This window comes from Actinomycetospora sp. 2LY8.5, assembly GCF_057180585.1.
Genome location: NZ_JBXUHE010000003.1, coordinates 363,779 through 381,633, shown reverse-complemented (window position 1 = coordinate 381,633; position 17,855 = coordinate 363,779). Strand labels below are relative to the sequence as shown.

The window sequence follows — 17,855 nt, the reverse complement described above, 5'->3', positions numbered from 1 at the left end:
GTCGAGCGGCTCACGGGTACGAGCCCTCCTCCGACGAGGTCACCACGAGCTCCCGCACCTCGCTGCCCGCGGGCCGGGTCAGCGCGTAGAGCACGGCGTCGGCGGTCTGGACGGGGTCGTTGAGCTGGGCGTCGGCGCCCGGCTTGTACTGGTCGGGGCGGTCGTCGAAGAAGTGGGTCCACATGCCGCCGGGGACCAGCAGCGTCACCCCCACGCGGCCGGCGGTCTCGGCGGCGAGCGCGCGGGTGAAGCCGACGACCCCGAACTTCGACGCGCAGTACGCGGTCGCGTCGGACACCGCCTTGACCCCGAGGGTCGAGGAGACGGTGACGACCTTGCCGTGCCGCCGCTCGAGCTCCGGCAGTGCGGCGCGGACGACGGCGGCGGTGCCGAGCAGGTTCACCGCGACGACACGGTCCCACTCGCCGGGGTCGACCTCGACGAGCTTGCCGCAACGGTCGATGCCGGCGGCGGTGACGACGGCGTCGAGCCCGCCGACCTGCTCGCTCGCGCGGGCGACGGCGCCCTCGGCGGCGCGGGGGTCGGCGAGGTCGACCTCGACGAAGGCGTGCCCGGCGTCGGGTGTCTTGAGGTCGAGCACGACGGGGGTGCCACCCGCGGCGACGACGGCGTCGGCGACCGCGGCGCCGAGGCCGGACGAGCCGCCGGTGACGAGGACGGTGCCGGGGTTGCTGGTCATGAGGTCCCTCCAGGGGTGACGGGGTCGTCCAGGCGCGCCAGCAGCCGTGTCGACGAACGGCCGGCGTGGTACGGGACGGCGACGACCTCGCCGCCCCAGCTGCGCACCAGCGGGGTCTCGAGCAGCTCGTCTCCTGCGTAGTCGCCGCCCTTGACCCAGACGTCGGGGCGCAGGCGGTCGAGCACGGCGCGCGGGTCGTCCTCGGCGAACACCTCTACGGCGTCGACGGAGGCGAGGGCGGCGAGCATCTCGGCGCGGTCGGCCTCGGCGACCACGGGCCGGCCGGGCCCCTTGAGTCGGCGCACCGAGGCGTCGGAGTTGAGGCAGACGACGAGCACACCGTCCTCGCCGGCGAGCTGTCGCGCGGCGGCGAGGGTGCGGGCGTGCCCGGCGTGCAGGAGGTCGAAGCAGCCCCCGGTGGCGACGACGGTGGCGCCCCGGGCGCGGGCGGCGACGACGGGGTCGTCCGCGATCGGTGCCGCGTCGTCCAGTCCGGCTGCTCCCCCGGCGGCGACGAACGCGGCGGCGTCCGCGACGCCCCGGCGCACCGCGTCGTCGACGGCGGAGCCCTCGGCGAGAGCGACCGCGACGCTCGCGGCGAACCGGTCGCCCGCGCCGCAGGGGTCGCCGCCGGCGGCGGGGGCGGCGGGGGTGACCGACGTGCCCGTGGCGCTGCGCAGGACCGCGCCGGCGCTCCCGGCGGTCACGGCCACGGCGTCGGCACCCCAGTGCTCGCGCAGCGCGTCCCCCAGCTCGGCCGGCTCGCCGGGGAACCCCTGTGAGCGAGCGTCCCGGCGAGAGCCGGGAAGCTCGCTCACAGAGCCCCGGGCCTCGGCGAGGTTCGGGGTGACGAGGGTGGCGCCGGGGACGGGCGGCGCGCCGTGGGGGTGCGGATCCCAGACGACCGGGACGCGCGCCGCCGCCTCGGTCAGCGCCGCGCGGATCGCCGGGTCGGCGGTCATCCCGCGCCCGTAGTCCGACACCAGCACCAGGCCGGCCCCGGCGATGGCGTCGACCATCGGCGACGACGCCCTGAACGACCCCAGCCCGCCGGAATCCACGCGCAGCAGCACTCGGTCGTCGGCGAGCATGCGGGTCTTGGTCGGCGTACTGCCCTCGGCGGTCACGGCGACGACATCGACGCCGGGCACCAGGGCGCGCGGCCCGTCCGAGGGACCCAGCGCCGTCACCAGCCGCACCGGGTGCGGCGTGCTCCGGGACGCGAGCAGGGCGGTCAGGCCCGCCCCGCCGGGACGTTCCCGACGGGAGGACTCCGACAGCACCGGCGCCGGCGCGTCCGGGCACAGCCGCTCCACGGCGCCGACCACGTCGACGTCGCGCAGGCAGTCGCCGACCACCACGATCGGGGCGCGCGTCCGCGGGCTCACGGGACGAGCTCCTCGGCTCCGGTCGAGAACCGCGGCGCCGGCGCCAGCACCCGGTCGACGACCTCGCACAGCAGGTGCACGGTCACGAGATGCGCCTCCTGCACCGACGGCGTCTCGCCGGGCAGGCACAGCGCCTCGGTCGCCGCGACCGCGAGCGGGTTGGGGCCCGGGCCGGTCAGCGCCCAGACGGTCAGCCCGAGCGCGCGGGCGGCCTCGGCCGCGGCGACGAGGTTGGGGCTGCGCCCGCTGGTCGAGAGCAGCACGAGGACGTCGCCGGGCCGCCCGTGCGCGCGCACCTGGCGCGCGAAGACCTCGTCGTAACCGTAGTCGTTGCCCAGCGCGGTGACCGCGGAGGTGTCGGCGTGCAGCGCGATCGCCGAGAGCGGCTCTCGCTCCCCGCGGTAGCGCCCGACGAGCTCGGCGGTGAGGTGCTGCGCCTCCGCGGCGCTGCCCCCGTTGCCGGCGGCGAGCAGTCGCGAGCCGTGACGCAGCCGGGTGGCGAGCTCGACGCCCCAGCGCTCGAGGCGCTCGGACTCGCCGGCGAGACCCTCGAGCGTGCCCCGCAGCCCCCCGAGGTGGCGGTGGACGATCTCGTGGCTCATGCGGGGCTCCCCGTCGTCAGGGCCGGGAGGACGGGCGTCACCTCGCCGTAGACGCGCTCGTGCGCGCCGGCCACGTGGTCCCAGCCGTACTCGGTCTCGGCGCGTCGGCGCCCGGCGCGGCCCAGACGGCGGGCGCGGCCCGGGTCGGCGCGCAGCCCCTCCAGCGCCGCGGCCACCGCGCCCGGGTCACCGGCGGGCACCTGGTGGCCGGTGACGCCGTCGACGACGGTGTCGGCGAGCCCCCCGACGGCGGCCGCGACCACGGGGCGGGCGCAGGCCATCGCCTCGAGCGGCACCAGGCCGAACGGCTCGTAGGCGGGCACGCAGACCACGGCGTCCGCCGAGCGGTACAGCTGCGGCAGCGCGTCCTGGCCGACGGCGCCCAGGAACCGCACGCGGTCCGCGACGCCGAGCTCGGAGGCCCGCGACCGCAGCCGTGCCACCTCCGGGTCGCCGTCCAGCGACTCGGGGGAAGGACCACCGGCGACGACGAGCTCGGCGTCGCGGTCCAGGTGCGCCAGAGCCGAGATCACCGTGTCGACGCCCTTGCGCGGCACGAGCCGGCTCACCGAGAGCACGCGGAACCGGCCGCGGCGAGGAGCAGCGCCGGTCCCGACGGTCGAGCTCCGCTCCGCCGCGTCTCCTGCCGTGAAGTGCCCGACGTCCACCCCGCACGGCACGACGGTCGCGCGGTCGGCCGGGACGCCGAGCGCGACGAGCTCGTCGACCTCCTCGCGGCACGTCGCGAGCACCCGGTCGACCGATGCGCCCAGGTCGCTCTCCACCGCGACCCGGCGCGCGGGGCTCGTGTCGTCGGCGCCCTGGTGACGGCGCTTCACCGAGCCGAGCGCGTGGAAGGTCTGCACGACCGGCACCCCCAGCGCGCGCGCCGCGGGCAGCGCGGCCAGGCCCGACATCCAGAAGTGCGCGTGCACGACGTCCGGCCGTTCCAGACGCCAGCACGTCGCGAGCTCGGCCGAGAACGCGTCCATGTGGTCGACGAGCTCGTCCTTTCGCAGCTCGCACGGTGGGCCCGCGTCGACGTGGTCGACGGCGACCCCCGGCGCCATGGCGACACGCCGCGGCACCGACGGCGAGGTCCGCCGGGTGTGGACGACGATCTCGTGGCCGGCGTCGGCGAGGGCGAGCGCGAGCGCGCGCACGGCGACGTTCTGGCCGCCGGCGTCGGCGCCGCCGAGCCCGCTCGAGGCGGCCAGCGGACTGGCGTGCTCGGACACCATCGCGATCCGCATGCGCACTCCTCCCTCGGCGCGCGCGACGGCACACCGGGGTTGCTTCGATGGACGGCGCCCACGCGCCACGGAGACGAACAGAGAGGACGGGCCGGGACCGGGCCGGCCCGTGGTTTGGACCGGTCCCTCACCCCGTGGGGTTCAGACCGCGGCGGTCAGCGCAGCTCGATCGGAGGCGTCCGCGGCGCGCCCCGCGATCACGTCGGCGAGCAGCCGCTCCCAGTCGTCGAGGAAGCGGTCCACGCCGTGCCGGGTCAGCGCCGCGGCGCGGGCGGCCCTGCCCGCCTCGCGGGCGAGGCCCGGGTCGTCGCCGTAGGTGCGCAGGCCCTCGTGGAGGACCTGCCGGTCGGTGGCGACCACGCCGGCGGCGGCCGGGACGTCGACCGCGACCTCGGTCGTGGCGAGCGCGACCACCGGCATCCCGAGCATCATCGCCTCGATCAGCGACAGGCCCAGCGACGTCCACCGCACGGGGTGCAGGTAGACGCGGTGGCGCGCCATCTCGGTGTGCAGGCGGTCCTGGGGCAGGTCGCCCCCGATCCCGACGTTCGGGTGGGTGACGGCCTCGCCGAGGCGCTCGCTGCCGATCCCGTAGACGTCGAGACCGACGGTGTCGGCGAAGCCGGGCAGCAGGTCGGTGCCGGTGACGCGGTTCCGTCGCACCGGCTCGTTGACGACGACCGCGGCACGGTCGAGCTCGCCGGTGTAGCGGTCACCGGGGTCGAGCACGCCATGTTCGATCACGCGCACCGGCGCGCGGCCGGTGTCCCACATCAGCGCGTTGAAGTGGGTGACGTGGACGACGGGGATGTCGTCGCGGTCGGCCAGCGGGTGGACCGACGTCGGCACGTCGCCCTTCGGTGTGTTGTGCTCCACGAACACCGCTGGGAGATCCACACCCGGGCGCCGTCCGGTCCAGCGCTCGACGAGCTCGATCTCCTCCGGCCGCTGGAGCACGACGGCGTCGATCTCGTCGGCGCGCTCCCGCAGCTGGTCCGGGGTGGCCTCCTCGGCGTGGGCGGGCCAGTCCCAGGCCGCCGGCCGGCCCCCGCCCCACGGCCCGCCCTCCGGCAGGACCGGCAGCAGGCACGTGTGGCGACCCTGGAGGAACGCCGTCGTCCAGGAGCCGTGCACGTGCCAGTGCAGGACGGTCCGCGCCGGGGACGCGGAGGCATGAATGGTCACCGGCCAGGTATTGGTTTCCGGCTCGACCCCATAAACTCCGCCGGACGAACTACTACTCTCCGTCGACCAGCCGGGCGACGGCGTCGACGACGTCCTCGCTGCGCACGCTGTCCAGACAAGGGTGACCAGGCACGGGGCAGGTCCGGGCCCGCGTTCCCCGGCACGCAGCGCTCTGATCACCGAGAAGAATCCGTCGCACTCCGTGAGGAGCCCACCGTTCCGGGGGCACGACGGGGGCGAACAGCGAGACGACGGGCACGCCCACCGCGGCCGCCAGGTGGGCGGGTCCTGTGTTGCCCACCACCATCGCGGCCGCCCCCGCGAGGACGGCCGCGAGCGCGCCGAACCCCGTCCGACCGCCGAGATCCACGCCGTCGCGCCCGGCGACCTCCTTCGTCAGGGCCGTCTCCCCCGGCGCTCCCGTCACCACCACCCGGTGCCCGGCGTCGGCGAGCGCCGCGACGCCCTCGGCCGCGCGGTGCGGCGACCACGCGCGCGCGGGCACCGAGGCGCCGGGGTGCAGCACGACGTAGTCGCCGGTGACGTCGTGCGCCGCGAGCACGTCGGCGGCCTCCCGGCGCGCGTCGGCGTCGACGGTGACCGCGAGGCGCCCGTCGTCACCCAGCGGCAGCGGGTAGCCGGCGCGCTCGGCGATCTCCAGCGCGCGCTCGGCCTCGGGGAGGTCGTCGGGCAGGTCGACGGCGGCGTCGAGCGCCGGGTCGCCGGGGCGGAGCCGGACGTCGAGGAGGCTGCCGGGGTAGTCGACCGACGCCGCCGTGATCCGCGGGACGCCGGCCAGGCGCAGCACCAGGGCGGTCGGCAGCGGGGACTGGTGGAACGAGGTCAGCACGACGGCCTCGTCGGCGTGCAGGGCGGCGAGGGCCTCGACGAGCGCGGCGGTGTCCTCGCGCGTCACCGGCGGCGGCTCGGCGTCCACCCACGCACAGCGCCACACCGCGACGGCGTCGACACCCGGGAGCAGCCCGGCCGCCTGCCGCCCGCGCGGTCCGACGACGGCGATCACGTCGTCCGCGCCGGCGGCGACCGCGCGCACCGCGGGGCCGGCCAGCAGGACGTCGCCGTCGCTGTCGAGGCGGACGACCAGGACTCGACCCGGCGTCACGGGAGACGGAGCCTGCGGAGCTCGACCCGGCGTCACGGGAGACGGAGCCTGCGGAGCTCGACCCGGCGTCACGGGAGACGGAGCCTGCGGAGCTCGACCCGGCGTCACGGCGCGAAGCCCAGCAGCGTCACGGCGCCCAGGAGATCCTCGGCGAGGCGTCCGCGCGCGGCGGCGTCCGCGACCTCCTCGCCGCGGGTCGCCGCCGTCGGGACCAGCACCGCGCGCCCCCCGGCGGCGTCGGCGGCCCCGACGTCGGCGGCGATGTCGCCGATCACCGCGACCTCGCCCGGCGCGACGCCCAGCGCGGCGGCGGCGTCGAGCACCATCCCGGGCGCGGGCTTGCGGCGCGCGCAGCCGTCGCCGTCGCCGTGCGGGCACCACTGCCACACCGCGAACGGCCCGAGCAGCTCCTCGATCCGGGCGTTGACCGTGTCGACCTGAGCGGGGTCGAGCAGTCCGCGGGCGACGCCGGACTGGTTGCTGACCACGCCGACCGGCACGCCCGCCGCCCGGACGCGGTCCAGCGCCGCCGCGGCCGCCGGCAACGGGGCGACGGCGGCCGGGTCGCCGTTGTAGGGGACGTCGACGACGAGGGTGCCGTCGCGGTCGAACAGCACCGCGCGGGGCAGGGCGCTCACGGCAGGGCAGCACACCACGCGGACGGGACGCCCGCAGGGGCACGACCCTGACCTGGGCCTCGGTTTGTTGGTCAGGGCCCCGGGTACACGCCGGGAGACCGGAGCCTCGCCGGTCCGTCCGACGCCCACCCCGGGCGTGACCGACCAGGAGGAACCCCCGTTGATCCGCCCCCAGCCACCCGATGACCGGGGACCGGGAGCGCCGCGTGACGTCGAAGTGCGCGTCCTGCCGGTCCCGGAGGCGCTCGTCACCGTGCGCACCGTCGCCGGCGACCTCGCGGCACGTTCCGAGTTCCCGCTCGACACGGTCGACGACCTCCGGCTGGCCGTGGACGAGGCGTGCACCTGCCTCGCCGCGCTCGCCCGGCCCGGGACGACGCTGACGGTCACGTTCACCGTCGACGACGACCGGATCACGATGACCGCCTCGGTGCTGACGACCGGGCCGACGTCGCTGCCGACCGACACGTTCGCGTGGCGGGTGCTGTCCGTCCTCGCCGACGACGTGCGCGTGCTCGCCGAGGCACCGCCGGCCTCCGGCGAGGCGCACCGGCTGGCGCTGCGAGTGATCGTCGAGCGCACGACCGACGTGCCGCTCGAGGACGTGCTGCCCGAGACCGGCGCCGCCGAGTCCGTCGGCGACGGAGCCGCGGTGGCGTTGCTGGCCGACCGCCGCTCCAGGTCTGCGGGCCCGTGACGCCGCCCCCTCCCCCTGCCTCCGCTCCCGACTCCACGGATGTGAGCTCGATCCACGCCATGACCGACACCCCCGGCGCGACCGGTGACAGGGCCGCCGACGGTGCCGAGACGGCGAGGACCGACACCCACCGGGCCGACGGCGACCAGTCGGGACGCAACGGCAGGCGCTCCGGCTCGCGGGGCGAGTACGACCACCTCATGCCCAAGCTCGCCGAGCACGCCGCGCTCGAGCCCGGCTCGCCGGAGCGGCTGGCGCTGCGCGACGAGCTGGTGCGTGGGCACCTGCCGGTGGCCCAGCACATCGCACGCCGGTTCTCGCGGCGCGGGGAGCCCGAGGAGGACCTCGAGCAGGTCGCGACGCTCGGGCTGATCAACGCCGTCGACCGCTACGACCCGGAGCGCGGCGCCGACTTCCTCTCCTACGCGGTGCCGACGATCACCGGCGAGGTCCGGCGGCACTTCCGCGACCAGGCCTGGTCGATGCGGGTGCCACGCCGGCTCAAGGACCTCAACGTCACGCTGTCGGCGGCGATGTCGCAGATGTCGCAGACGCTCGGCCGTGCGCCGAACGCCGCCGAGCTCGCCGAGCACCTGGGGATCGGCAAGGAGGAGGTGCTCGAGGCCCTCGAGGCGTCGAACGCCTACCGCAGCGGCTCGCTCGACGAGATGCTCGTCGACGACCCCGACTCCGGCACGGTGTCCGACCTGCTCGGCGAGGCCGACGCGGCGCTCGAGCAGGTCGAGTACCAGCAGTCGCTGGCCCCGCTGCTCGAGAAGCTGCCGCCGCGCGAGCGCACGATCATCAAGCTGCGCTTCTTCGGCAACCTGACGCAGTCGCAGATCGCCGAGCAGGTCGGCATCTCGCAGATGCACGTCTCGCGGCTGCTCGCGAAGACGCTGGTCCAGCTCCGCGACGGGCTCGGCGACGCACGGTGAGGACGCACGGTGAGGCCGTGACCTCGCCGACCGCCGTCGTCCTGCGGGACCTCGGCCTCGGGGACCTGCTCGTCGCCGTACCGGCACTGCGCACGCTGCGCCGTGCGCTGCCGGACCACGAGATCGTCCTCGTCGCCCCGGACGCCCTCGCCCCCGTCGTCTCCCGGATCGCCGCGGTGGACCGCCATGTGAGCAGTTTCCTGCCCTATAGCGCCGGAAACCGCTCACATGGGCCGGACGTCGCGGTCAACCTCCACGGCCAGGGGCCGGCGAGCCACGCGCGGTTGGAGGCGCTCGCGCCGCGGCGCCGGATCGGGCACGCCGCGCCCGGCTGGGACGGCCCCGCCTGGGTCGACGACCCGGCCGTGCCGGAACGCCGACGGTGGTGCGACCTGCTCGTGGCCGCCGGACTCGCGGCCGGTGCCGACCCCGACGACCTCCACCTCCCCGGCCGCCGCGCGGTGACCGGTGGGCCGGTCGTCGTGCACCCCGGCGCCGCGTACGGGTCGAAACGCTGGCCCCCCGCGCGGTTCGCGGTGTGCGCGGCCGTCCTGCAGGCCCAGGGGCACGCGGTGGTCGTCACCGGCTCCGACGAGGAGCGCCACCTGACGGCCGAGGTCGTCGCCCGCGCCGGCCTGGCGCACGACGCCGACCTCGGTGGGCGCACCGACCTCGCCGGCCTGCTCGACCTCGTCGCCGCCGCGTCGCTCGTGCTCGCCGGGGACACCGGCGTCAGCCACGTCGCGACCGCGTTCGGGACCCCGTCGGTGACGCTCTTCGGTCCCGTCGCGCCGACGCGGTGGGGGCCGCCGCTCGGGGGGCCGCACGTCGTCCTCGGCGACGACACCGTCCGGCGCGGCGAGCGCTTCGCCGACGACCCGGACCCCGCCCTGCTCGCCGTCACCCCGGAGGACGTTCTCGGCGCGCTCCCCTCGCTGCTCGGCATCGTCCCCGCCTAGCATCACCCTGCGTGAGGGTGCGCTACGAGCTCCTGGGCTGCTCGCTGCACGGTCACGCGCTGGTCGGCACCGAGGCGGCCACGGTGCGTGCCCAGGACGCGCAGCTGGTGCGCCAGGACCCCGACGGCCTGCGCTGGTACCGCTGCCTGCGCTGCGACGCCTGGGAGCCCGGCCCGACGCCGGCCCATCCCATGCGCGACACCGTGCCCGGTCCCGACGAGATCGAGGTGCCGCTGCGCGGGCGCCCGCTGCGCGACCGTTTCGTGCTGCGTCTGATCGCGCTGGACCGCGCCCTGCACGTCGTCGCCCTCACCGTGCTCGGTACCGCCGTGCTGCTCTTCGCCGCCTACCGCGAGGCGTGGGGACCGGTCGCCGGGCAGATCGTCGCGGTCCTGCAGGCCGCGGTCGGCGGGCCGGTCGGGCACGGCGGTCCGACGCTGCTCGTCGAGGTCGAGCGCGCCTTCGAGGTCCCCGAGGCGACGCTCTACCAGCTCGCCGCGGGTCTCCTCGCCTACGCCGCGCTCGAGGCCGTCGAGGCCGTCGGCCTCTGGTACGCCCGCCGCTGGGCCGAGTACCTGACCTTCGTCGCCACCAGCGTGCTGCTCGTGCCCGAGGTCTGGGAGATCAGCCACGGGCCGACGCCGACGAAGGTCGTCGCCTTGGTGATCAACCTCGCCGTCGTCGTCTACCTGCTCGTCGCCAAGCGCCTGTTCGGGTTGCGCGGCGGCGGGCGCGCCGAGGCGGCCGAGCGGGCGCACGACACCGGGTGGCCGGCGGTCGAACGCGCCGGCCCGGGCGTCGACCGGCTGTCCGCCGGCTGACATCACGCGACATCACGCGACATCACGCGACATCACACTGCCGTCGCCGCCCCTGGGGTATAGGACGGAGCGGTGACGTCCTCGCCGGTCGGCGCCCCGCGCGGTCTCCCGAGAGCTCCCGACCCCGACCGGCACCGCGACGAGCACGACGCCCCCGGTCACTTCTCGGAGGCGCTCGGCCGCGTCGGTCTCGGCGCCTACGGCGTCGTCCACCTGCTGCTGGGCTGGCTCGCCGTGGCCATCGCCATGTCGGGCGAGCGCTCGCCGGTCGATCAGCGCGGCGCCGTCGCGATCGTCGCCCACGGCGGTCTCGTCGGCCGGTCCCTGCTCGCGCTGGCGACGGTGTGCCTGGTGACGTTCGCGGTCTGGCAGCTGCGCGCGTGCGCGGTCGGCTTCCGCTGGGTCGACGAGCGGGGCCTGCGCTTCCGCAAGCGCTTCGGGGCGTTCGCGAAGGCTCTCGGTGTCGGCGGCGTCGCCTACTTCGCCGTGCGGGTGATCGTGTCGCCCGTCGACAACGCCTCGGAGCTGCAGGTCGTCGCGCACGAGACCTTCGCGCTGCCGTACGGGCGGCTGCTCGTGCTCCTCGCCGCGGTGGTCGTGCTCGTCACCGCGATCTCCACCGCCTTCACCGGCGTCGCCGCGACCTTCCTCGGCGACCTCGTCCCCGAGAAGCTCACCCCGCACCTGCGTCTGGCCGCCCGCTGGCTCGGCGGGGTCGGCAACCTCACCCGCGCGGTCGTCTTCGGCGCCATCGGCGTGCTCGCGCTCGAGGCCGTCGTCGACGACGACCCGGCCGAGGTCGGGGGCCTCGACGTCGCACTGCGCGCGCTCGCCGACCACACCCTGGGCACCTGCGTCCTGGTCGTCGCCGGCGTCGGCTTCGCCGCCTACGGGCTGTACTGCCTCGTCGACGCGTACGCGCGGCATCCCTGAGCGTCCGGCGCGCACGGCGGGCGGGTCACGCGGGCACCGCGCCGCCCACCGGCCGGGGTGCCGGCACAAACGCCCCCGCGACGGCCCCGGCGGCGACGATCGCGGTGCACACCCAGATCGCCGGCACGAACCCCGCCAAGAAGTCCGCCGGGCTCGCGTAGCCACCGTGCGGCACGAACACCGCGACCAGCACCGCGAGCCCGAGGACGCCACCGAGCTCGCGCAGGGTGCTGTTGACGCCCGCTGCCTTCCCGACGTCATCCGGCGCGAGCCCGCCGAGCACGGCGTTCGCCGCGGCCGGCATCGCCAGCGAGCCGCCGATGCTGGCGACGACGAACCCGGGCACCAGCTCGGCGTACGACAGTGCCGGCGCCGCGGTCGCCACCCACGCCGTCCCCACCGCCGTCAGCCCCAGCCCACCGGCGAGCGGGAGCCGGTTGCCGATCCGGTCGGCGAGCATCCCGCCGAGCGGGCCGAGCACGACCAGCGACGACGTCCACGCCATCAGCCCGAGCCCGGTCTGCAGCGGGGAGAACCCGAGCCCGACCGCGAGCAGCTGGCTGAAGAAGAACAGCCCGCCGAACACCGAGACGAACAGCGCGGCGGTGGCGAGGTTGCCCGCGACGAACCCGGGCGCGCGCACGAGGCGCCCGGGCAGCAGCGGGGTCCGCGCCCGGCGCTGACGTCCCACGAACGCGACGGCCAGCGCCGCCGACAAGGCGAACGACCCCAGCACCTCGACCGACACCCAGCCCGCGACATTGCCGACCGTCAGCGCCCACACGACGCCCAGCGCGGCGCCGGCGAGCAGCGCGACCCCGGGGGTGTCCAGGGTCGCGTCACCGCCCCGCGACTCCGGGATGACCGCCAGCGACAGCGGCACGACGACCAGCCCGATCGGCACGTTCAGCCAGAACACGAACTCCCAGCCGACGAGATCGGTGACGACGCCGCCGAGCCCGGGGCCGGCAAGCACCGCCAGCCCCGCGACGCCCTCGAGGATCCCGAGCGCCCGGCCGCGCTGCTCGGGCGGATAGGCGGCGGCGACCAGCGTCAGCGCGAGCGCCGTCACCGCCGCGGCACCGACGCCCTGGACGGCGCGGGCGACCACGAGCGTTCCGACGTCCGGAGCGAGCGCGCACGCCGCCGAGGCGATGGTGAAGATCACGAGGCCGACGACGAAGCCCCGCCGCCGCCCGAAGCGGTCGCCGAGCGCGGCGGCCGGCACGAGCAGGACGGCCAGGGTGAGGTTGTAGGCGTTGACCGTCCACTCCAGCGACTCGATGCTCGCGCCGAGGTCGTGGCGGATGGTGGTCAGCGCGGTGGACACGACGAGCGTGTCCAGCGCCCCCATCAGCGAGGTCACCGACGCGAGGAGGAGCACGGCGGTGCGCTGTCGCGAGTTCACGAAGCCTCCCGACGACGTGGCGGGGCCTCTCCCCGCCCTCGTCAGGTAGGACTCGGTTGCATCATAGAACTCATCGGTCCTACATAAGAATCTTTCGGCGTCACTGTTCCCGGACCACGTCGGCGGGGTCCTTGTCGATGCGCAGGCCCTGGTAGCGGGGGTGGCGCAGGCGCCCGTCGGTCGTCCACTCGCCGAAGCCGACCGCGCACACGAGCTCCGGGCGCACCCAGTGCTGACCCTTCTCGCGCACGACGTCGGCGAAGGGACTCTCGTCGGCCGCGAGCCCGTCGAGACGGTCGCGCAGCATCGTCAGCGTCGCCGCGTCGTAGCCCGTCCCGACCTTCCCGGCGTACCGCAGCTCCCCCGCGGACCAGTACCCGACGAGCAGCGCCCCGAGCCCGCGCCGCGAGCCGGACGGGTCGGTCCAGCCGCCGATGACGAACTCCTGGTCGCGGACGCACTTGAGCTTGAGCCAGTCGCGGCTGCGCCCGCCGACGACGTACGGGGCGTCGCTGCGCTTGGCGATCAGCCCCTCCCAGCCGTCGCCGCACGCCTCGGCGAGCAGGTCCGAGGGGTCGCCCTCGAGCACGGGGCTGCGGAACAGCGGCGCGTCGAACGACACCACCGCGTCGAGGATCCGGTGCCGGGTCGACTGCGGCAGCCGAGTCACGTCGATCTCGTCGAGCACCAGGATGTCGAACAGGTGCGCCTCGATCTCGACGCCCGTGCGGCGCGCACGGTTCGGGTCCTGGAGGTGCATGCGCGCCTGGAGGCTCGAGAACGTCCCGTCGACGGCGGTGATCTCGCCGTCCAGGACGAACCGGTCGGGCCCCTGGTCGCCGAGCGCCTCGACGATCTCCGGGTAGCTCCCGTCCATCGACTTCTGGTTGCGCGACCACAGCCGCGGCGTCGTGCCCCGCTCCCGCGTGGCGATGACGCGGACGCCGTCGAGCTTGCGCTCGAACACCCACCCGGCGCTGCCGAGCTCACCCACCCGCCCGAGCTCCTTCGACAGCGTCGCGAGCATCGGCGCGCGGAACCTGACACCGTCGGCCTTGCGCAGCGCGCGCCGCTGCTCGTCGGGGAGGTCCCACACGTCGTCCGGCACGTCGTCCTCCTACCCGAACACAGCCCGCGAGGATGCGGGTCTCCTGACGTTCGACCTCAGCGTGGCCCCCACGCTGACGAGAGGCCCGGCGGGTCGCGCGACCGAGGATGTGGCGATCCTGGCCCTATCGGCGTGCTGTACTGGATTTGCCAGCGATGCCGCATCGCTCGCACTCCCCTACCGTCGTCGGGCATGAGCGAGCAGCGCAACGAGGCGGCGGACATCGAGCAGCGCTACGTCGCGGAGTACAACGACGAGGAGGAGCTGGTCGAGGGTCTCGATCCGGCGAAGCCGCGCGAGAAGAAGACCACCGACCAGGTGAAGGCCGCCGGCGACGACGTCGAGGAGCAGGTCGACGAGATGGCGGATCCCGAGCGGTGACCCGCCCGTAGGCGGCCACCCGTGGCCTGTGCCACGATCCAGCGCCATGCGGTATCTGGTGACCGGCGGTACCGGGTTCTTGGGCCGGATGGTCCTGACGAGGCTGCTCGCCCGCGACGACTGCGACGCGGTCCACGCGCTCGTGCGCGCGGGCTCACGCGACCGGCTCCTGCGCCGCCTGGCCGACACCCCGGGCCACGAGAAGGTCGTGCCCGTCGTCGGCGACCTGACCCAACCGAGGCTCGGCCTGCACGACGCCGAGATCGACGGGCTGCGGGGCCGCGTCGACCATGTCCTGCACCTCGGCGCCGTCTACGACATCACCGCCGACGACGACACCAACCGCGCCGCCAACGTGGACGGCACCCGCGGCGTGGTGGAGCTGGCGGCCCGCCTCGACGCGAAGCACCTCCACCACGTCTCCTCGGTCGCCGTCGCCGGCGAGTACGAGGGCAGGTTCACCGAGGACGACCTCGACGTCGGGCAGCGCTTCGGCAACCCGTACCACCGCACCAAGTACGAGGCCGAGCGCATCGTCCGCGAGGAGTCGACCACCCCGTGGCGCGTCTACCGCCCCGCCGTGGTCGTCGGCGACTCGCACACCGGCGAGATGGACAAGGTCGACGGCCCCTACTACCTGCTCACGGCGATCTCGCTGCTCGGTCGACTCGCCCCGAACCGTTGGCTGAGCGCGCTGCGGTTCGCCGTCCCCGAGCTGGGCGCCACCAACGTCGTCCCGGTCGACTTCGTCGCCGACGCGATGGTGCACCTCGTCCACGAGCCCGGCCTCGACGGCCGCGCGTTCCACCTCGTGCACCCGCGCCCGCAGCCGCTCTCCGAGGTCTACAACGCGCTGGCCCGCGCGCTCGGCGCGCCGCAGGTGCTCGCGACGATGCCGGACGCGGTCGGCGGGCTGCTGAAGAAGGCCACCCGGGCGGCCGGGACGGTCCCGGCGTTCGCCGCCACCCGCGACATCGCCCTCGCCGAGCTCGACATCCCACCCGAGATCCTGCCGCACCTCACCTTCCCCACCCGGTTCACCGCGGAGAAGACCGCGCAGGCGCTCGCCGGCACCGGCATCGCGAGCCCCGAGATCGGCGACTACGCGCCCGCGCTCGTCGCCTGGTGGCGCGAGCACCTCGACCCCAACCGCCACCGCCGTCCCCGCGAGGGCGGTGCGCTGCAGGGCCGCCGGGTCGTCATCACCGGTGCGTCGTCGGGGATCGGGCGCGAGACGGCCCTCAAGGTCGCGCGGGCCGGCGGGGTGCCGCTGCTCGTCGCGCGCCGCACCGAGGAGCTCGAGCTGGTCAAGGCCGAGATCGAGCGCGCCGGGGGCCAGGCCTGGGTGTACTCGTGCGACATCACCGACGCCGAGTCGGTGGACGCGCTGGTCAAGGCGATGCTCAATGACCACTCCGGGCCGGACACCGGCATCGACATGCTGGTCAACAACGCCGGGCGCTCGATCCGCCGTGGGGTGCGCCTCGAGCTGGAGCGCTTCCACGACTTCGAGCGCACGATGTCGATCAACTACTTCGGGGCCGTGCGGCTGACGCTCGCGCTGCTGCCGCACATGCTCGAGCGCCGGTTCGGCCACGTCGTCAACATCTCGTCGATCGGCGTCCAGACCGGCCCGCCCCGGTTTTCCGCCTACGTCGCGAGCAAGGCCGCGCTCGACGCGTGGACCTCGATCGTCGCCACCGAGACCCTCGGCGAGGGCGTCACGTTCACGACCGTCCACATGCCGCTGGTGCGCACCCCGATGATCGCCCCGACGCGCATCTACGACGCCTTCCCCACCGACTCCCCCGAGGAGGCGGCGGACAAGGTGCTGCACGCGCTGATCGACCGCCCGAAGCACGTCGGCACGCTGCTGGGCACGCTCGGCGCGGTCGCCGGAGCGCTGACGCCGCAGATCAAGGACGGTGTCATGCACGTCGCCTACCGCGTCTTCCCGGAGTCAGCGGCGGCGCGTGAGGGTAGTGCTCCCGACAGCCACGGCGACGCGCGCACGCTCGACACCGGCCCGCTCTCGCGTGGCGCCCAGGCCATGGCCCGACTTCTCCCTGGAGTGCACTGGTGAAGACCCCGTTCGGCACCCCCACCGAGCTCGCGACCGGGCTGCGGCTGCTGACCGGAGCCGGGGTCATCACCCCGGTCGCGCCGCACCGGGCCGCTCTGTTCCCGACCGCGCTCTACCGCTACGGGTTCACGCCCACCACCGCCTACGTGGTCTCGCGCTGGCGCCACCCGGACCGCCTCGCGATCATCGACGACCGCGGCACGGTGACGTTCCGCGAGATCCACGAGCGCACCGACCGGCTCGCGCGCGCCCTCGCCGACCGCCGCGTCGGACCGGGCAGCCGCGTCGCGGTGCTCTGCCGCAACCACCGCGGCCCGATCGAGACGATCCTCGCGGTGAGCAAGCTCGGCGCCGACGTCGTCCTGCTCAACACCGGGCTCTCGCCGGCCCAGATGAAGGCCGTCGCCGGAGAGCAGGAGATCTCGACGGTCGTCGTCGACTCCGACCTCGCCGACCGGCTCGACGAGGTCCCGTCCGACGTCCAGCGCCTCTACGCCTGGACCGAGGGCACCGGCTGCTGGGGCGACGACACCCTCGAGGGCCTCATCAGCGCCGACGGGTCGCAGGGCCTGCCCTCCAAGCCCCCGATCGGCAAGACGATCGTGCTGACCTCGGGCACCACCGGCACGCCCAAGGGCGCCGAGCGGCCCTCGGTCGGCGGCATCGCGCCGGTCAACGCGATCCTCTCCCGTATCCCGCTGACCGCCCGTGAGCCCGCGCTCGTGTCCGCGCCGCTGTTCCACACCTGGGGCTTCGCGGCGTTCCAGATCGGCTCGCTGATGGGTTCGACGCTGGTGCTGCGACGCAAGTTCGACCCCGAGGACGCGCTCGCCCAGATCGCCCAGCACCGCTGCACGTCGATGTTCGCGGTGCCGGTGATGCTGCAGCGCATCCTCGAGCTCGACGAGGAGGTCATCGTCCGCTACGACGTCTCCGCGCTGCGCACCGTCACGGCCACCGGGTCGGCGATGCCGCCCGCGAAGGTCACGCAGTTCCTCGAGACCTTCGGCGAGAAGCTCTACATGCTCTACGGCTCCACCGAGGTCTCGTGGGCCTCGATCGCGAAGCCCGAGGAGCTGCGCAGCGAGCCCGGCACGGCCGGCCGGCCGCCCGCCGGCACCGTCGTGAAGATCCTCGGCGAGGACGATCGCGAGGTCCCGGCCGACGAGACGGGTCGGATCTTCGTCGGGAACGAGATGCTCTTCACCGGCTACACCGGCGGCCGCGGCGAGACCGAGCTCGTCGACGGGATGCTCGGCACCGGCGACCTCGGGCACTTCGACCGCTCCGGCCTGCTGTTCATCTCCGGCCGCGCCGACGACATGATCGTCTCGGGCGGCGAGAACATCCACGCCGGCGAGGTCGAGGGCCTGCTCGCCGACATGGACGGGGTGAAGGAGGCGGCCGTCGTCGGTGTCGACGACGAGGAGTACGGCCAGCGCCTCGCCGCCTACCTCGTGCTCGAGCCGGGCGCGAAGGTCGACGCCGACAGCGTGCGCGACCACGTGAAGAACAACCTCGCCCGTTTCGCCTCGCCGCGCGACGTCGAGTTCCTCGACGAGCTGCCGCGCAACACCACCGGGAAGATCCTCAAGAAGGAGCTCGGCTCGTCGGCGTCGTGATGTTGGGCAGACTGGT

At 74.9% G+C, this 17,855-nt stretch carries 17 protein-coding genes; 8 read left to right on the top strand and 9 right to left on the bottom strand.

Annotated elements, in window-relative coordinates; translation table 11 throughout:
- Positions 1 to 10: 10 nt before the first annotated feature.
- From AC2A1K_RS06205 to AC2A1K_RS06175, 7 genes are all read right to left on the bottom strand, one after another.
- Positions 11 to 700, bottom strand: a complete 690-nt coding sequence (locus AC2A1K_RS06205; protein WP_483895439.1) for an SDR family oxidoreductase — start codon at positions 698 to 700, stop codon at positions 11 to 13.
- Complete coding sequence (locus AC2A1K_RS06200; protein ID WP_483895438.1) at positions 697 to 2,088, bottom strand: PfkB family carbohydrate kinase; 1,392 nt, start codon at positions 2,086 to 2,088, stop codon at positions 697 to 699. The genes AC2A1K_RS06205 and AC2A1K_RS06200 overlap by 4 nt, the downstream gene beginning before the upstream one ends.
- On the bottom strand, positions 2,085 to 2,690 hold the full coding sequence (locus AC2A1K_RS06195) for a D-sedoheptulose-7-phosphate isomerase (RefSeq protein ID WP_483895437.1): 606 nt from the start codon (positions 2,688 to 2,690) through the stop codon (positions 2,085 to 2,087). Before AC2A1K_RS06195 ends, AC2A1K_RS06200 begins: the two co-directional genes overlap by 4 nt.
- Positions 2,687 to 3,943 carry a glycosyltransferase gene (locus AC2A1K_RS06190; protein WP_483895436.1) on the bottom strand — a complete coding sequence of 419 codons (1,257 nt, stop codon included), beginning with the start codon at positions 3,941 to 3,943 and terminating at the stop codon, positions 2,687 to 2,689. Before AC2A1K_RS06190 ends, AC2A1K_RS06195 begins: the two co-directional genes overlap by 4 nt.
- Before the next feature lie 141 nt (positions 3,944 to 4,084).
- Positions 4,085 to 5,128 (bottom strand): glycosyltransferase, encoded by a 1,044-nt coding sequence (locus AC2A1K_RS06185; RefSeq protein ID WP_483895435.1) that lies wholly within the window; start codon positions 5,126 to 5,128, stop codon positions 4,085 to 4,087.
- A 52-nt stretch (positions 5,129 to 5,180) separates the two neighbouring features.
- On the bottom strand, positions 5,181 to 6,251 hold the full coding sequence (locus AC2A1K_RS06180; RefSeq protein WP_483895434.1) for a glycosyltransferase family 9 protein: 1,071 nt from the start codon (positions 6,249 to 6,251) through the stop codon (positions 5,181 to 5,183).
- A gap of 104 nt (positions 6,252 to 6,355) precedes the next feature.
- Complete coding sequence (locus tag AC2A1K_RS06175; RefSeq protein WP_483895433.1) at positions 6,356 to 6,889, bottom strand: HAD-IIIA family hydrolase; 534 nt, start codon at positions 6,887 to 6,889, stop codon at positions 6,356 to 6,358.
- Positions 6,890 to 7,106: 217 nt separating this feature from the next.
- Between AC2A1K_RS06175 and AC2A1K_RS06170 the strand changes: the two genes are divergently transcribed.
- The 5 genes from AC2A1K_RS06170 (at position 7,107) to AC2A1K_RS06150 (ending at position 11,237) form a co-directional block, all read left to right on the top strand.
- Positions 7,107 to 7,586, top strand: a complete 480-nt coding sequence (locus tag AC2A1K_RS06170; protein WP_483895432.1) for an ATP-binding protein — start codon at positions 7,107 to 7,109, stop codon at positions 7,584 to 7,586.
- Between the two features lie 200 nt (positions 7,587 to 7,786).
- On the top strand, positions 7,787 to 8,524 hold the full coding sequence (locus tag AC2A1K_RS06165; RefSeq protein WP_483895487.1) for an RNA polymerase sigma factor SigF: 738 nt from the start codon (positions 7,787 to 7,789) through the stop codon (positions 8,522 to 8,524).
- Between the two features lie 17 nt (positions 8,525 to 8,541).
- Complete coding sequence (locus AC2A1K_RS06160; protein WP_483895431.1) at positions 8,542 to 9,483, top strand: glycosyltransferase family 9 protein; 942 nt, start codon at positions 8,542 to 8,544, stop codon at positions 9,481 to 9,483.
- Positions 9,484 to 9,494: 11 nt separating this feature from the next.
- Positions 9,495 to 10,304 (top strand): DUF2127 domain-containing protein, encoded by an 810-nt coding sequence (locus tag AC2A1K_RS06155; RefSeq protein WP_483895430.1) that lies wholly within the window; start codon positions 9,495 to 9,497, stop codon positions 10,302 to 10,304.
- 72 nt (positions 10,305 to 10,376) lie between these two features.
- Complete coding sequence (locus AC2A1K_RS06150) at positions 10,377 to 11,237, top strand: DUF1206 domain-containing protein (RefSeq protein ID WP_483895429.1); 861 nt, start codon at positions 10,377 to 10,379, stop codon at positions 11,235 to 11,237.
- A 25-nt stretch (positions 11,238 to 11,262) separates the two neighbouring features.
- Here the strand turns inward: AC2A1K_RS06150 and AC2A1K_RS06145 are convergent, their stop codons facing one another.
- Positions 11,263 to 12,645 carry an MFS transporter gene (locus tag AC2A1K_RS06145; RefSeq protein ID WP_483895428.1) on the bottom strand — a complete coding sequence of 461 codons (1,383 nt, stop codon included), beginning with the start codon at positions 12,643 to 12,645 and terminating at the stop codon, positions 11,263 to 11,265.
- Between the two features lie 100 nt (positions 12,646 to 12,745).
- The gene (ligD, locus tag AC2A1K_RS06140; RefSeq protein ID WP_483895427.1) at positions 12,746 to 13,753 is read right to left on the bottom strand and encodes a non-homologous end-joining DNA ligase; all 1,008 of its coding nucleotides are present in this window, start codon (positions 13,751 to 13,753) and stop codon (positions 12,746 to 12,748) included.
- Positions 13,754 to 13,945: 192 nt separating this feature from the next.
- On the opposite strand from ligD, the gene AC2A1K_RS06135 reads away from it, so the two are divergent.
- From AC2A1K_RS06135 to AC2A1K_RS06125, 3 genes are read left to right on the top strand one after another with little or no spacing between them, the layout of a single operon-like run.
- Positions 13,946 to 14,134: a hypothetical protein gene (locus tag AC2A1K_RS06135; RefSeq protein ID WP_483895426.1), complete on the top strand. Its 189-nt coding sequence runs from the start codon at positions 13,946 to 13,948 to the stop codon at positions 14,132 to 14,134.
- Positions 14,135 to 14,180: 46 nt separating this feature from the next.
- Complete coding sequence (locus AC2A1K_RS06130; protein ID WP_483895425.1) at positions 14,181 to 16,217, top strand: SDR family oxidoreductase; 2,037 nt, start codon at positions 14,181 to 14,183, stop codon at positions 16,215 to 16,217.
- On the top strand, positions 16,214 to 17,839 hold the full coding sequence (locus tag AC2A1K_RS06125; protein ID WP_483895424.1) for an AMP-binding protein: 1,626 nt from the start codon (positions 16,214 to 16,216) through the stop codon (positions 17,837 to 17,839). The genes AC2A1K_RS06130 and AC2A1K_RS06125 overlap by 4 nt, the downstream gene beginning before the upstream one ends.
- The last annotated feature ends 16 nt before the right edge of the window (positions 17,840 to 17,855 follow it).